Source organism: Actinomadura gamaensis (assembly GCF_042652125.1).
Lineage (GTDB): Bacteria > Actinomycetota > Actinomycetes > Streptosporangiales > Streptosporangiaceae > Spirillospora > Spirillospora gamaensis.
Map to the genome: position 1 here is coordinate 515410 of NZ_JBHSIT010000005.1, position 13085 is coordinate 528494.

Below are 13085 nucleotides of genomic sequence, written 5' to 3' on the forward strand. Positions count from 1 at the left end.
GGACCACCTGTCTGAGATCCGGAGGAGTCGACATCGTGCGCGACCACGGCCGTCCGCAGAACGTCGAGCGCAGCCCCCGGGCGGTGCCGCAGGCGCAGGCACGCCAGGCGGCCTCCGGCGCGGGCACCGGCGGCCCGGCGGCCGAGCGGCTCCTGGCGTTGCAGCGCGCGGCGGGCAACCGGGCGGTCGCCCGCGTCGTCGAGACCGGCGAGCAGGACGCCCACGTCCACGACTCCGGATGCGGGCACCAGGTGCAGCGCGCCGCCGTCGACGAGGCGCTGCGGCGTCCGGGCCGCGCCCTCGACCCCGGCGTCCGGACCGAGATGGAGTCCCGGCTCGGCGCCGACTTCTCCGACGTGCGGGTGCACACCGACGCGGTGGGGCACGCCGCCGCCTCGGCGGTGGACGCGCACGCCTTCACCTCCGGCTCGCACATCGTCTTCCAGCAGGGCCGCTACGACACCGCCTCGTCCGCCGGACGGACGATGCTCGCGCACGAGCTGACGCACGTGATCCAGCAGCGCTCCGGCCCGGTGGCGGGGACGGACTCGGGCGACGGCCTCAAGGTCAGCGACCCGTCCGACCGGTTCGAGCGCGAGGCCGAGGCCAACGCGATCCGCGCGATGTCGGCCACGCCCGTCCAGGACGCGCCGGTTCACGACGCGCCGGTTCACGACGCGCCGGCCCAGGACACCACCGCGCAGCACACGATCGGCGCGCCGGCGCACGGAGCGCAGGACGCGCACGGGCCGGGGGCGCATGGGGCGCGGGCGCATGGCTCGGCCGGGGCCGGTGCGGTTCAGCGGGTCGCGGCGACGGCCCGCACCCGGCCGGTGCAGCGGGCGGCGAAGACCGGGGTTCGGACGAACTGGCGCGACGTCGGTGGCAACGCCAAGGACATGCTGGACCTGCCCGGCCAGGCCACCACGATGCCGACCGCGTCCACCGTCGCGCAGGACTTCCGCGACCCGGACGCCAGCACCGTCGCCGGCACGAACGGCGCCGTCGGCGGGGCGGTGCTCAGCCTCGGCGGCGCCGTCGCCGGAGCGGTCTCCAGCGGATCGAAGCTCTACGGCGCCCGCCGCGACATGGCCGGAGCGCTCGAAGGTACCGCCCAGCACCACCGCGCCCGGCGCGAGCGGAACGCGGCCGGGGGCGAGTTCGGCCAGAACGCCGCCAACACCGTGGGCAACGCGACCAACCTCGCGGGCGCGGTCCAGAGCCTGCTGGGCGTCTCGTCCGCCGTGGTGGCGAAGTCGGCGGCGGGCGGCGGCGCGTTCACGCTGGTCGCCTCGCTCGTCCAGGGCGTCCGGGACAGCCGCAAGGCGGACAGGGCGCGCCGGCGCGCGGACGCGCTGGCGAAGCTGCTCGGCGACCGGGACGTCACCGGCGCCGACGACATCCGCAAGCGCATCGACATCCTCCAGGGCGCGAAGAACACCGCGGCCGTGCTGGCGGAGCTCATCGAGCAGCAGATCAAGACGCGCGACGAGATCGCCGACCTGCTCGCGAAGGTGAACAGGCTGGTCGACGCCCCGGACTTCGCGCCGCGTCCCGGCCTGGACATGGACCCGCAGTCGGCGCAGACGATCGAGGCGCTGTTCCGGCTGCGCGACGAGCTGACCCAGGCCGAGGCGGAGCTGAAGGCGTTCGAGACCAAGCGCGCCGAGGCGCTGCGGACGCAGGAGGAGTGCCGCGAGGCGCTGCTGCAGTCGATGGCCGAGTACGCGCACAAGAAGAACAGGCGCGGCGTGTGGAAGAAGGGCCTGTCCGCGGCGAGCGCGTTCTCCGCCGCCATGGGCGGGGCCGCCGGGCTGGCCGCGTCGATCGCGGTCGCGACCGGCGCGGTCGCCGGCGCCGGAGCCCTCGCCGCGACGCCGGTCGGCTGGGCCTTCGCGGGCCTCGCCGCGAGCCTCGGGCTGGTGCTCGCCGCCTACAAGACCAGCAAGTTCCTCACCAAGCGCTGGAAGGCGGCGAAGGTCGACGAGGAGGGCAACGAGCGTCCGGCCGGCGAGCGGCTGCTGCTCACGATCAACGTCTTCCGCAAGCTCGGCCCGAGCAAGCGCGAGGTGGTCGCCCGGACGCTGTTCGACCTCGCCCGCGAGGAGGACACCGGGCGCAGGGCCGAGAACGCCGAGAACGCGCCGGTCGTGGAGGGCCAGGAGATCCTCAGCGCGAAGGGGATCCTGCACGGCCTCGGGCTCGACTGGAAGGAGCTGAAGGCCGAGAACGGGCGCGACGCGGCGGTCGAACTCATCGCCGCCAAGCTCGCGTCCTGACGACCGACGACTGACGACCGACGACCACGAGGGGCCGGCGTCCGAGCATCAGCACACGGACATCGCCGGCAGGGGGGCTCTGTGCACGCGCACACCAGGGAAGCGGAGAAGGACCAGCAGCGCGGCCGGGCCCACTCCCGGCGGACGCCTGCGGCGAACCAGCCACACGCGCAGGGGCAGGGGCGGCATGGGGCGCTTCCGCTGCCCGTGGACGTTCTGCAACGCACCGCCGGCAACGCGGCCGTCGCGCGAGCAATGGCCGGGACGGCCGTCCAGCGCGCCGTGGACGAGGACGAACGTCCGGCGCGCCTGGCCACGCACGGCTCCTGGGAGCGGCAGAAGATCTGGGCCCCCGCGGACTACGGCCCGCACACGCCCCGCACGGGCGGCACGTCGGTCCGCGTCACGCTCGGCCCCGGCATGCGGGCGCCCGGCTCGACCTACGCGGGCAGCAGGCCGCGGCGCGACGCCTGCACCATCGTGGACGAGCTGAACGCCCAGTGCGGCTGGGAGCGCTGGATCAAGGGCCACCTCTGGAACGACAACCTCGGCGGCCCGGGCGTCAGCGAGAACCTCACCCCGATGACCGGACGCACCAACGGCAGGTTCAACTCCGACTTCGAGGAGCCCCTCAAGCGCATGCTCGACGCCTGCGCGCGGCAGGCCCGCAGCGAGCCCGGCCATCCGGTCTGGTACGGCGTCCGCTTCGACGTCCGCAAGGACGGGGTCTTCGACGAGGTTCCCGATCCCGCCGACCGCGCGGACTTCACGCGGATCTCGCGGGGCGTCGTGGCCGAGGGCTTCGAGTACACCGCCCACTACGTCCAGAAGGACAAGGCGGACGGCACGACCACCCTTGTCGGCGGCGCGCCCCGGGGCTTCCCCGCCGAGATCCACTGAGCGCCGAGATCCCCTGAGCGCGGGGATCCACCGGTAGCCGGGGGCCGTCGGCCCTCCGCCCGTCCCAGCAGGGACGACCGGGACGAAGGGGCAGGGTGCTCTGCCCGCCAGACGGTCCGTTCGGACGTGTGAGCGCGGACCGGGGGGCGGGAGGCTCGAAGGGTCACAAGGTCCGTCCTGTTGGGGGAGTAGCCGAGCATGCCTTCGTACCTGTCGCCGGGCGTCTATGTGGAGGAGGTGGCCAGCGGGTCACGTCCCATCGAGGGGGTCGGCACCTCCGTCGCCGCCTTCGTCGGGTTCGCGCCCGAGGGGCCGCTGAACGAGCCGGTGCTCGTGACCAACTGGTCCCAGTACGTCGCCTCCTTCGGCGACTTCACCGACGGCTACTACCTGGCGCACTCGGTCTACGGGTTCTTCAACAACGGCGGCACCACCTGCTACGTGGTGCGCGTCGGCGGCGCCCCGGCCGGTGACGGCGGCGACGGCGCCGCGCCCAAGGCCCTCGGTTCCGCCGAGCCCGCGCGGCTCGGCGGCTTCCACATCGCCGCGCTGCCCTCGGCCGCGGTCGCCGGCGAGATCACCGTCGAGGTCGCCGACGCCGACGGGCCCGCCGCGGACGCCAAGGGCGACGCGAAGGACGGCGACAAGGCCGGCCCGGACAAGCCCGGGGACAAGGCCGCCGACAAGGGCTCCGACGACCGCTTCCGCCTGATCGTCAAGGTGGACGGCGACCCGGTCGAGAGCTTCCTGGTCTCCACCCGCAAGAACACCCGCGCCTACCTGGTCACGCAGGTCAAGGAGCGGTCCAAGCTCATCACCGTGACCGAGGCCGTCGGCGCCGGGCAGCTCGCCCGCCCGGAGAACCAGACGCTGGAGGTCGCCCGCCCGGCCGCGCCCGCCGCGCCGGTGTCCGGACGCGAGCCCGTCAGCCCCGAGCACTACCTCGGCGACACCGCCGACCGCACCGGGTTCGGCGGCCTGGAGGCCCTCGACGCCGTCACGATGGTGGCCTGCCCCGACCTGATGAGCGCCTACGAGCGCGGCGCGATCGACATGGAGGGCGTCAAGGCCGTCCAGCTCGGCATGATCGCGCACTGCGAGCTGATGGGCGACCGGGTGGCGATCATCGACCCGCCGCCCGGCATGAACGCCAAGCAGATCCGCGAGTGGCGGATGGAGACCGCCGGGTACGACTCGCGCTACGCCGCGCTGTACTACCCGTGGATCAAGGCGTTCGACCCGTCCACCGGCAAGTCCTCGATGATGCCGCCGTCCGGGCACATGGCCGGGATCTGGGCGCGCAGCGACTCCGAGCGCGGCGTCCACAAGGCCCCCGCGAACGAGGTCGTGCGCGGCGCGGTCGACCTCGGCCTCCAGATCACCAAGGGCGAGCAGGACCTGCTCAACCCGATCGGCGTCAACTGCATCCGGGCCTTCCCCGGCCGCGGCGTGCGGGTCTGGGGCGCGCGGACGCTGTCGTCCGACCCGGCGTGGCGCTACCTCAACGTCCGGCGCTACTTCAACTACCTGGAGGAGTCGATCCTGATCGGCACCCAGTGGGTGGTGTTCGAGCCGAACGACGAGGCGCTGTGGGCGCGGATCCGCCGCAACCTCTCGGCGTTCCTGGTCACCGAGTGGCGCTCGGGCGCGCTGTTCGGGTCCAGCCCGGAGGAGGCGTTCTACGTCAAGTGCGACGCCGAGACCAACCCGCCGGAGTCGGTGGACCTCGGCCGCGTCGTCTGCGAGATCGGCGTCGCGCCGGTCAAGCCCGCCGAGTTCGTGGTGTTCCGGCTGGCGCAGATCTCCGGCGGCGGCGAACTGGAGGAGTGACCCGCGGGCCGCGCGCGCCCGCGCGGCCCCTCCCCGTTCGAACCTTCCTGACCTGAAAGAGGAACGATGGGCTTCCAGGGTGGCGACGCCGTCGCGTCGCACAACTTCGGCCTGCAGATCGACGGCGTGATGGTGGAGTACCTCCAGAGCGTCACGGGACTGACCTACTCCCAGGACGTCATCGAGTTCAAGCAGAACTCGGCGCAGGGCAAGCCGGTCACCAAGAAGATGCCCGGCGTCGCGCAGGCGGGCGAGTGCACCGTGGTCCGCGGCCAGACCGAGAGCCAGGCGTTCACCACCTGGATCAAGGACTCCATCAAGGGCAACATGGGCTCGGCGCGCAAGAACGCCAGCATCATCGTGATGGACTACCAGAACAACCCGGTGAAGCGGTACCACATGCGCAACGCGTGGTGCAGCAAGATCGAGGCGAGCCAGCTCGAGGCGGGCGGCAACGCCGCGCTCACCGAGACGGTCACCATCACCTTCGAAGAGCTGACGATCGAGTGATGCGCCGCTCCGCCCCCGTCGTCCCGGACGCCGTTCCGGGCGGCCAGACCTCGTCCCGGCCCGCCCCGGCCGACGGCGTGGCGCCACCCCCGCTCTCCGCGACGGCGCCGCCGGGCCGGGACGAGCCGATGCGCACCGAGTTCGAGTTCGAGCTGCCCCGCGGCTACGTGGACGAGAACGGCGCCGTGCACCGGCACGGCGCCATGCGGCTCGCCACCGCCCGCGACGAGCTCGTCCCGCTGCAGGACGTGCGGGTCCGCGAGAACCCGCCGTACCTGTCGGTCGTGCTGCTCGGCCGGGTCATCACCCGGCTGGGCACGCTGCCGATGGTGCACGACGGGATCGTGGAGAACATGTTCGCCTCCGACCTCGCGTTCCTGCAGGACTTCTACCGGCAGATCAACGCCGAGGGGCACACCCGCGCCGAGGTGACCTGCCCGTCCTGCGACGAGGCGTTCGAGGTGGACCTCGGCGGGAGCCGCCTGGGGGAATCGTGACGTACGCGCCCGATCGGCTGCACGAGGAGGTCGCGTACATCGCCTACCACTTCCACTGGTCGCGCGCGGAGATCCTCGACCTGGAGCACCTCGACCGGCGGCGCTACCTGTCGCACATCGTCGGCTTCGTGAACCGCGCGAATGCCGCGGCGCAGGCGGACGGGTGACCCATGGCCATCCGTGACCTGTTCCGCCGCTCGCCCGGCGCGGACGGCGCCGAACCCGCGACTCCGCCGACCGCCGCACCCGGGACCCCGGCCGCGGGATCTCCGGGTGCCGGGTCTCCGGGTGCGGCGTCGCCCGGCGGGGCGTCTGCTGGCGCGGCGTCCGCCGGTGCGGCGTCTGGTGGTGCGGCTTCTGGGCGTGGGGACGATCCGGGCTGGACGGGGCTCCCGGTGCCCGCTCCGGTCCGTCCGCTGCGTCCGGTGGCGGATCCGGGCTTCGGCTCGGCGCTGTCCACGTGGCAGCGTCCGATGCTGTCGGGCGAACTCACCCATCTCGTCCGGCCGGAGGCGCCGTCCGGGCTGGTGCGCGGCATGGCGCGTCCGGTCGGCGGCCCCATCGCGCTCGGCGCGCCGGGGTCGTCCCTGCCGGTGGTCCGTCCGGCGCGTCCCGAGGCGACGACGGGCGAGGCCGAGGGCGGTGCCGCATGGGCGCCACGCCCGGCGGTCGTTCCGCTGCGCCACGTGGGCGGCGCGAGCCCCGCGCCTTCGCCCGCTCGGACGTCTCCCAGCCGTCCGGCCGCGGCCCCGGCTCCGGCTCCGGCTCCGCGCAGCATGACACCGCCCGCTCCCTTGGACGCGCCGACGGCTGCTCCTGACGGTGCGGCCTCGGGGCGTTCTGCGGGTCCGGCCCGTCCGGTGCGGGCGACGGGCTCACCTCTGACCACGGCGAGAGTGAGCCAGCCTCCGCTGCGCCGCGTCCGCCCGGCAACCCCGCCTCGCGTCTCACCGGGCCCCGCGCCCGCCGCGCCTGCTCCCCGCTCCGCGACGGGCGCTACGGAGCCCTCGTCATCCGGCCGAACCGCCTCCGCACCGGCCACTCCACCTCCGAGCACCGCGGCGCCAGTGCAACGCAAGGCGACGTCCAACACCGCGCAACCTCCTGCCCGACGCCCTGGCCTCGGTGCGCCCGTAGGCGGGACGACTCCCACGCCTCAGGCGCCCGAAGCCGACGCCGCGCAGCCTACGCACGCGCCCGACTTCACCGCCCCCGCCCGTCCCGCCCTGGGGGCGCCTCTCAGCGGGACGACCCCGCCGAGCCGTCCGCTGAAGCCCACCCCGCCCGCGCCCAGCGCGACGGACAACACGCCCGTGCAACGCGCTGCCCGCAAAACCAGCAGCAGCACGGCTCCCGCCCCCGTCGCACCAACTTCCCGCACGCCCACTCCAGGAAAGCCCGCATCCGGCACGTCCGCGCCGACCACGCCAGGATCTAGCGTTCCCGCGTCCGGCAAGCCCGCGCGGAACACCTCCGCGTCCGGCAGTCCCGCGTCGAGCCCGCAGAGCCCCAGCGGACCCGCGTCAGGCGCACCTGCGTCTGGCGCGGGCGCGTCCGGCACACGCGTTTCGGGGACGCCCGACACCAGCACGCCCAAGCCCGCAACACCTGCGCCGGGCGCGCACACGTCGGCAACGCGGGGAAGCGGCACGCCCCGGCCTGCTGCGCCTGCGCCTGGCACGCCCACGACGGGAACGCCTGGGAACGGCACTCCCAAGCCTTCTGTCCCTGCGCCTGGCGCGCACACGTCGGGAACGCGGGGGAGCGGCGCGCCCGAGTCCGCCGCGCCTGCGCCTGGCGCGCACTCCTCGGGCGCGCCGGGGCGCGGGACGGCCAGCTCTGCCACGCCTGCGGCCGGAGCGCTCCCTTCGGGCACGCCTGGGGCCAGGACGTCCAACTCGGGTTCGCCTACGCGGGACGGACGCACTTCAGGTGCGTCCGGACCCGGTGCGCGCACGTCGAGCAGCGGTGCGCCCGGCGGCTCGGCGTCGAGGCAGTCCACGCCCGCAACGCCTGCCTCTGGCGCGGCCCGGTCGGGCACACCCGTGCCAGGCATTCCCGCGTCCGGAGTATCCACGTCCGGCACGCCCGCGCCGAGCAGTCCCGTGACCGGGGCGTCCGCGACTGGCGCGTCCGCGTCCAGTAGTCCTGGGTCTGGGACATCGGCGTCCGGTGCGCGGACGTCAAGCGCGTCTGCGTCGAGCGCTTCCGCACCCGGTGCTCACGCGTCGAGGCAGTCCACGCCCGGAGCGCCCGTTTCTGGTGCGTCCGGGGTTGGCGCACGCGGTACGGGAATGCCCGCGCCCGGCGGCCCTGCGTCGGGAGCCTCCGGAGCGGGTGCGCGCGCGTCGAGCACGCCTGTGCCCGGTGCATCCGCGTCCGCTACCCCAGGTTCAAGCGGACCTGCGGCTGGTGGCTCCGCGCCCGGTGCCCCTACGTCCGGCACGGGGGCTCTGGGCACGTCTGGGAGCAGCACGTCTGCGTCCGGGATTCCTGGTCTGGGTACGCCCCCGTCCGGCGGTCCGGCATCCGGGTCGCGCGCGTCGGGCGCGTCTGGGGCCGATGCGCGTGGATCGAGCGCGTCCGCCCCTGGGACGCCTGCGTCTGGCGCGCCGAGCTCCGCGGCCAAGGGCGGCGTGGCAGGCGGGCTGCCCGTGCAGCGGGTCGCGCGCGGATCCCGAAGCGGAAGCGATGGCTCCAAGCCTCCACGGCTCGGGCTGGGGGCGCCTCTGGACGGCGCGTCCGGTGTCAGGCGCGCGGGAGAGCCCGCTGCGCCGTCTGGTCCGCACGCGGGTCACGGGGTAACCGCCGGACGCGCGGCTGCGCCTGAGGCGGCGGAAGCCGGCGGCACTTCGGGGGTAGCGCCTGCGAGGGACGCGGCCAAGCCCTCGGCTGGTGTGCGCCCGGCGGAGGGTCCCGCGCCCGCACGCGGAGGGCTCGGCGCGCCGCTGCGCTCCATGCCGCCTTCGGCGGAGCCGCTGGGACAGGTACGGCCCGGTTCGTCCGCCGGGACGTCTCTCGGTGCGGCGCTTCCCGTCCAGCGGAGTGCCGCTGCACCAGAACCCGGCAGTTCGGGCGCCGGCGCGGCATCCCAGACGAACGCTGCGGACGCCCACGTCGCGGACGCGCCCGTGCCCGTTCAGCGGGCGACCGTCGCGGCGCGGCCGGTCACCGGACGTGCGCTGACCGGCGGCGGGACATCGCCGTCCGGCGGCGCGGGCCACAGGGCTTCGCAGGACATTCGCGTCGTGCCCATCGCGTCGCGACGCCAGCCCATCCAGCGGACGATCGAAGCGAGCGCGCCTCTCGCGGCCGAGGTCGCCCGAGGGAACACCGCTCAGCCGAGCGTTCCCAGCCCGCCGCCAGCGGCCGGAACGCCGGTCCAGAGGGCTGTCGTCCGGCCCAGACTGCGCGACAACGACGCACCGGCGGCGCCCGCTTCGCCCGCATTTCCGCAGGTCATCGGCGACATGCCCGGCGGTGTTGAGGCATCCGCGCAGCCGGTGCGGCTGCGGCGTCCGAAGGAGGCGGCCAAGACGGCGGCACCGGCGGTCGTCCCGCTGCGGCCGAGCGGCCCCGGCACGGCGGTGCAGCGAGCGGCCACCGGTTCTGTCCCGGCGGTCGGCGCGTTGCCGCTGGCGAGCGCGGGGTCCGACGCGTCCGGAAACGCCGGGACGTCCGACGCGCCGCAGCCGTTGCCGACGGTGCCCACCTCCGCCGGCCTCCCGGTGCAGCGAGCGGCAGGACGGGAGACCGCGAGCAGCGGTCCGAGTGCGCCCCCACCCGTGCCCGTGACCGTTCAGCGCACCGCCCCGGCGCAGGAGCCGGTCCGGCCGTCCGCGCCGGTCGTGCGCCCGCCCGGCGGAGGCGGAGGCGGAGGGACGGCAGGACCGCGGACGGTGACGAACGTCGCGTCCTCCCCGGACCGGAGAAACGACGGTGGCGGAAGCAAACCGGCGCGGACGCCGGGTGAGGGGCGGGAGCCCGATCTGGACGAGCTGGCGCGGCGCCTGGTCGGGCCGCTGTCCCGGCTGCTGCGCACGGAACTGCGGCTGGACCGCGAGCGGATGGGGCGGCTGCGTGATCCGCGGCGCTGACGGCCCGGCCGTGTCGGCCGAGGGAAGGGAACGATGAGCACGACCAAGGATCCGGGGTCGAGCCTGTATTTCCGGCTGTCCATCGACGGCGAGTCGCTGGGGAACTGGAACGGCTGCGACGGCCTGGCGGCGCAGGTGGACGTGGAGCTGCGCGAGGAGGGCGGCAACAACGGCCACGTGTGGCAGCTGCCCACCCGCGTGCGGCACTCCAACGTCCGGCTGACCCGCCCGATCAACGAGGACACCGTGAAGGTGATGACCTGGATCTCGTCGGTGTCGACCGGCATCCGGCGGCCGACCGCGCAGATCGAGGCGCTGCGCGCCAACGGCGAGCTCGTCGCGCGCTGGGGCCTGCTCGACGTGCTGCCCGTGACCTGGACGGGCCCGACGCTCGACCCGAGTTCCAACACCGTCGCGACCGAGGTGCTGGAGCTGGCGCACCACGGCTTCACCGGGGCGGGGGGTTCCTGATGGCCGGCGGGCGCACCAGCCACGTCAAGGCGACGCTCAGCGTGCACGAGCCGCCCGCGGGGGACTCCACCACCCCGGGCGGCGTGATCAAGAAGATCCCGTTCCAGTTCAACCCGGCGCAGCTGGAGATCACCCGGTCCGCGCAGTGGCGCTACACGCCGACGGTGGCGTCCCGGGTGGCGGGCAAGGCCGAGTTCCTCGGCTCCGACCAGCAGAGCCTGGACCTGGAGATGTTCCTCGACAGCTCCGACAAGCCGGGCGACTCCAAGGTCCGCAAGGCGGTGGAGACGCTGTTCTCCTGCCTGCGGGTGACGCCGTCCAGTCTGCCGGACCGGCCGTCCCCGCCCTGGGTGATCTTCGAGTGGGGGAAGTTCGACACGGTCCGGTTCGTCGCCTATGTGCAGCAGGTCAGCGCGTCCTACACGTTGTTCGACGCGACGGGCGAGCCGATCCGCGCGACCTGCCGGGTGAGCCTGGCGGAGATCCCGCAGCTGACCGCCGGGCAGAACCCGACGTCCGGGGCGCTGTCGGCGCGCCGGGTGCACCGGCTGGTGGCGGGGGACACGCTGGCCTCGCTGGCCTGGCGCGAGTACGGCGACGCGACCGCCTGGCGGGTGATCGCCGAGGCCAACGGCATCGACGACCCGATGCGGCTGCGGCCCGGCCGCGAACTGCTGCTGCCCGCCGCCGACGAGATCCACGCCTAGAACCGGGGTCACATGTCCGAGGGAACCTATACCAACCTGCTCGCCGTCACGATCGACGGCGCGCCGCTCCCGGCGACGATCAAGCCGCTGCTGGTCGAGGGCTGGGTGGACGCGTCGGTGAACGTGCCGGCGGCGTTCCAGCTGACCTTCCGCGACCCGCACCAGCGGGTGCTGAACCGGCTCGGCGTGACGATCGGCTCCAAGGTGGTGCTGCGCGCGCTCGCGGTCGGCCGGGACGGCGGCAAGCCGCTGTTCACCGGCGAGGTCACCGCGCTGGAGGCCGACTGCGACGGCACCGGCAAGTACAGCGTGATCCGCGGCCACGACCCCGGCCACCGGCTGCTGCGGCAGCGCCGCGTCGAGGGGTACGTCAACATGACCGCCTCCGACATCGCGCGCCGGCTGGCCGGACGGGACGGCCTGAAGATCGGGAAGATCGACTCGACCACGACCGTGTACGAGCTGATCACGCAGCCGAACGTGACCGACTGGGACTTCCTGACCCGGCTCGCGCAGGAGAACGACGTGGAGATGTCGTTCGACGACGAGGGGAAGTTCCGGTTCGTCAAGCCGACCGACGCCGCCGCGGCGCCGGGCGCGGGCACGCACGCCAAGGACAGCCACTACGTCCTGGAGTTCGGCGTCAACCTGCTGCGCGTGCGGACCGGCGTGACCGCGTCCGACCAGGTCAAGGAGGTCGAGGTCCGGGGCTGGGACGTGGCGGGCAAGCAGCCGCTCACCTCGCGGTCGCCCGCGACGAGCAACCCCGAGCTGAAGATCGGCACGACCGGCGGCGCCGCGATCGGCAAGTTCGGCCCGGCGACGCTGGTGGAGACCTCGGTCCCCTACGACCGGCAGGCCGAGGTGAAGGGCGCGGCCGACGCGCTCGCCGCCGACGTCAGCGCCGCGTTCGCCGAGCTGGAGGCCGTCGTGCGCGGCGACCCGAAGCTGCGGCCGGGGCTGCCGGTGGCGCTGAACGGGATCGGCAAGCCGTTCGAGGGCAAGTACACCGTGACGACCGTCCGGCACGTGTTCGCCGGAGGGGAGCGCTACGAGTCGCACGTGACGGTGACCGGACGCCAGCACCGCTCGCTGTTCGGGCTCGCCTCGGGCGGCGGCCAGCCCGCGCCCCGGATGGACGGCGTGGCGATCGCGATCGTCACCGACGTGCAGGACCCGCAGCGGCAGGGCCGCGTCCGGCTGCGCTTCCCGTGGCTGGACGACAAGTACGTCAGCGACTGGGCCCGGGTCGTCCAGTTCGGCGGGCGCGGCGGCGGCTCGCTGATCATGCCCGAGGTGAACGACGAGGTGCTCGTCGCGTTCGACCGCGGCGCGCTCGACCACCCGTACGTGCTCGGCGGCCTGTACAACGGCGTCGACCGGCTGCCCCGCTACGAGCGCAGCCCGCTGGTCGGCGCGGGCGGCAAGGTGAACTGGCGGGCGCTGGCGTCCCGCAGCGGCCAGCGGATCGAGCTGCTGGACGCGCCCGCCAAGCGGGGCGTGACGGTGTCGAGCGGCGACGACCGGATGTCGGTCGAGCTGAACGAGCTCGGCACCCGGGTGAAGGTGCACAGCGACGGCACGGTGGAGATCCACGGCGCCCGCGGCGTGACCGTGGACGGCGGCGCGACGGTCCAGGTGAACGGCGCGGCGATCGACATCAAGGGCGCGGAGATCGGCATGGAGGCCGCCATGCTCAAGATCACCGGCATGGTGGAGGTCCAGGGCAAGGTCAACGTCGTCGGCCTGCTCCAGCAGAACGAGATGCCGGTCATGGTGATTCCGGCGTGACCG

12 protein-coding genes are annotated in these 13085 nt (G+C 74.1%); 10 read left to right on the forward strand and 2 right to left on the reverse strand.

The window, feature by feature from the left end; genetic code table 11:
- Positions 1-35 precede the first annotated feature (35 nt).
- The 6 genes from ACFPCY_RS20030 (at position 36) to ACFPCY_RS20055 (ending at position 6183) form a co-directional block, all read left to right on the forward strand.
- Positions 36-2279, forward strand: a complete 2244-nt coding sequence (locus ACFPCY_RS20030; RefSeq protein ID WP_378257268.1) for an eCIS core domain-containing protein — start codon at positions 36-38, stop codon at positions 2277-2279.
- Positions 2280-2486: 207 nt separating this feature from the next.
- Positions 2487-3179, forward strand: coding sequence for a hypothetical protein (locus ACFPCY_RS20035; RefSeq protein ID WP_378257270.1), 693 nt, complete (start codon positions 2487-2489; stop codon positions 3177-3179).
- Positions 3180-3377: 198 nt separating this feature from the next.
- Positions 3378-5009, forward strand: a complete 1632-nt coding sequence (locus ACFPCY_RS20040; RefSeq protein WP_378257272.1) for a phage tail sheath family protein — start codon at positions 3378-3380, stop codon at positions 5007-5009.
- Positions 5010-5075: 66 nt separating this feature from the next.
- Positions 5076-5519 (forward strand): phage tail protein, encoded by a 444-nt coding sequence (locus ACFPCY_RS20045; protein WP_253882524.1) that lies wholly within the window; start codon positions 5076-5078, stop codon positions 5517-5519.
- Positions 5519-6016, forward strand: a complete 498-nt coding sequence (locus ACFPCY_RS20050; RefSeq protein ID WP_378257275.1) for a hypothetical protein — start codon at positions 5519-5521, stop codon at positions 6014-6016. Before ACFPCY_RS20045 ends, ACFPCY_RS20050 begins: the two co-directional genes overlap by 1 nt.
- Complete coding sequence (locus tag ACFPCY_RS20055; protein WP_378257277.1) at positions 6013-6183, forward strand: DUF6760 family protein; 171 nt, start codon at positions 6013-6015, stop codon at positions 6181-6183. The genes ACFPCY_RS20050 and ACFPCY_RS20055 overlap by 4 nt, the downstream gene beginning before the upstream one ends.
- A 2972-nt stretch (positions 6184-9155) precedes the next feature.
- On the opposite strand, the gene ACFPCY_RS20060 is transcribed toward ACFPCY_RS20055, so the two are convergent.
- Together ACFPCY_RS20060 and ACFPCY_RS20065 are read right to left on the reverse strand one after the other, a co-directional pair.
- Positions 9156-9293 (reverse strand): hypothetical protein, encoded by a 138-nt coding sequence (locus tag ACFPCY_RS20060; RefSeq protein WP_378257279.1) that lies wholly within the window; start codon positions 9291-9293, stop codon positions 9156-9158.
- Between the two features lie 60 nt (positions 9294-9353).
- On the reverse strand, positions 9354-9728 hold the full coding sequence (locus tag ACFPCY_RS20065; protein WP_378257281.1) for a hypothetical protein: 375 nt from the start codon (positions 9726-9728) through the stop codon (positions 9354-9356).
- Between the two features lie 187 nt (positions 9729-9915).
- Between ACFPCY_RS20065 and ACFPCY_RS20070 the strand changes: the two genes are divergently transcribed.
- From ACFPCY_RS20070 to ACFPCY_RS20085, 4 genes are read left to right on the forward strand one after another with little or no spacing between them, the layout of a single operon-like run.
- The gene (locus ACFPCY_RS20070; protein WP_378257283.1) at positions 9916-10113 is read left to right on the forward strand and encodes a hypothetical protein; all 198 of its coding nucleotides are present in this window, start codon (positions 9916-9918) and stop codon (positions 10111-10113) included.
- Between the two features lie 33 nt (positions 10114-10146).
- Entirely contained in the window at positions 10147-10584 is a 438-nt protein-coding gene (locus ACFPCY_RS20075) for a phage tail protein (RefSeq protein WP_378257284.1), read from the forward strand.
- Positions 10584-11291 carry a CIS tube protein gene (locus ACFPCY_RS20080; protein ID WP_378257285.1) on the forward strand — a complete coding sequence of 236 codons (708 nt, stop codon included), beginning with the start codon at positions 10584-10586 and terminating at the stop codon, positions 11289-11291. The genes ACFPCY_RS20075 and ACFPCY_RS20080 overlap by 1 nt, the downstream gene beginning before the upstream one ends.
- 12 nt (positions 11292-11303) lie before the next feature.
- Positions 11304-13082, forward strand: a complete 1779-nt coding sequence (locus tag ACFPCY_RS20085) for a VgrG-related protein (protein WP_378257286.1) — start codon at positions 11304-11306, stop codon at positions 13080-13082.
- Positions 13083-13085: the final 3 nt, after the last annotated feature.

What these genes read in the sequence shown, in the direction of transcription:
- ACFPCY_RS20040 (WP_378257272.1), top strand. Translation starts at nt 3,378, where the DNA reads ATGCCTTCGTACCTGTCGCCGGGCGTCTATGTGGAGGAGGTGGCCAGC.
- ACFPCY_RS20045 (WP_253882524.1), top strand. Translation starts at nt 5,076, where the DNA reads ATGGGCTTCCAGGGTGGCGACGCCGTCGCGTCGCACAACTTCGGCCTG.
- ACFPCY_RS20050 (WP_378257275.1), top strand. Translation starts at nt 5,519, where the DNA reads ATGCGCCGCTCCGCCCCCGTCGTCCCGGACGCCGTTCCGGGCGGCCAG.
- ACFPCY_RS20060 (WP_378257279.1), bottom strand. Translation starts at nt 9,293, where the DNA reads ATGGGCTGGCGTCGCGACGCGATGGGCACGACGCGAATGTCCTGCGAA.
- ACFPCY_RS20075 (WP_378257284.1), top strand. Translation starts at nt 10,147, where the DNA reads ATGAGCACGACCAAGGATCCGGGGTCGAGCCTGTATTTCCGGCTGTCC.
- ACFPCY_RS20080 (WP_378257285.1), top strand. Translation starts at nt 10,584, where the DNA reads ATGGCCGGCGGGCGCACCAGCCACGTCAAGGCGACGCTCAGCGTGCAC.
- ACFPCY_RS20085 (WP_378257286.1), top strand. Translation starts at nt 11,304, where the DNA reads ATGTCCGAGGGAACCTATACCAACCTGCTCGCCGTCACGATCGACGGC.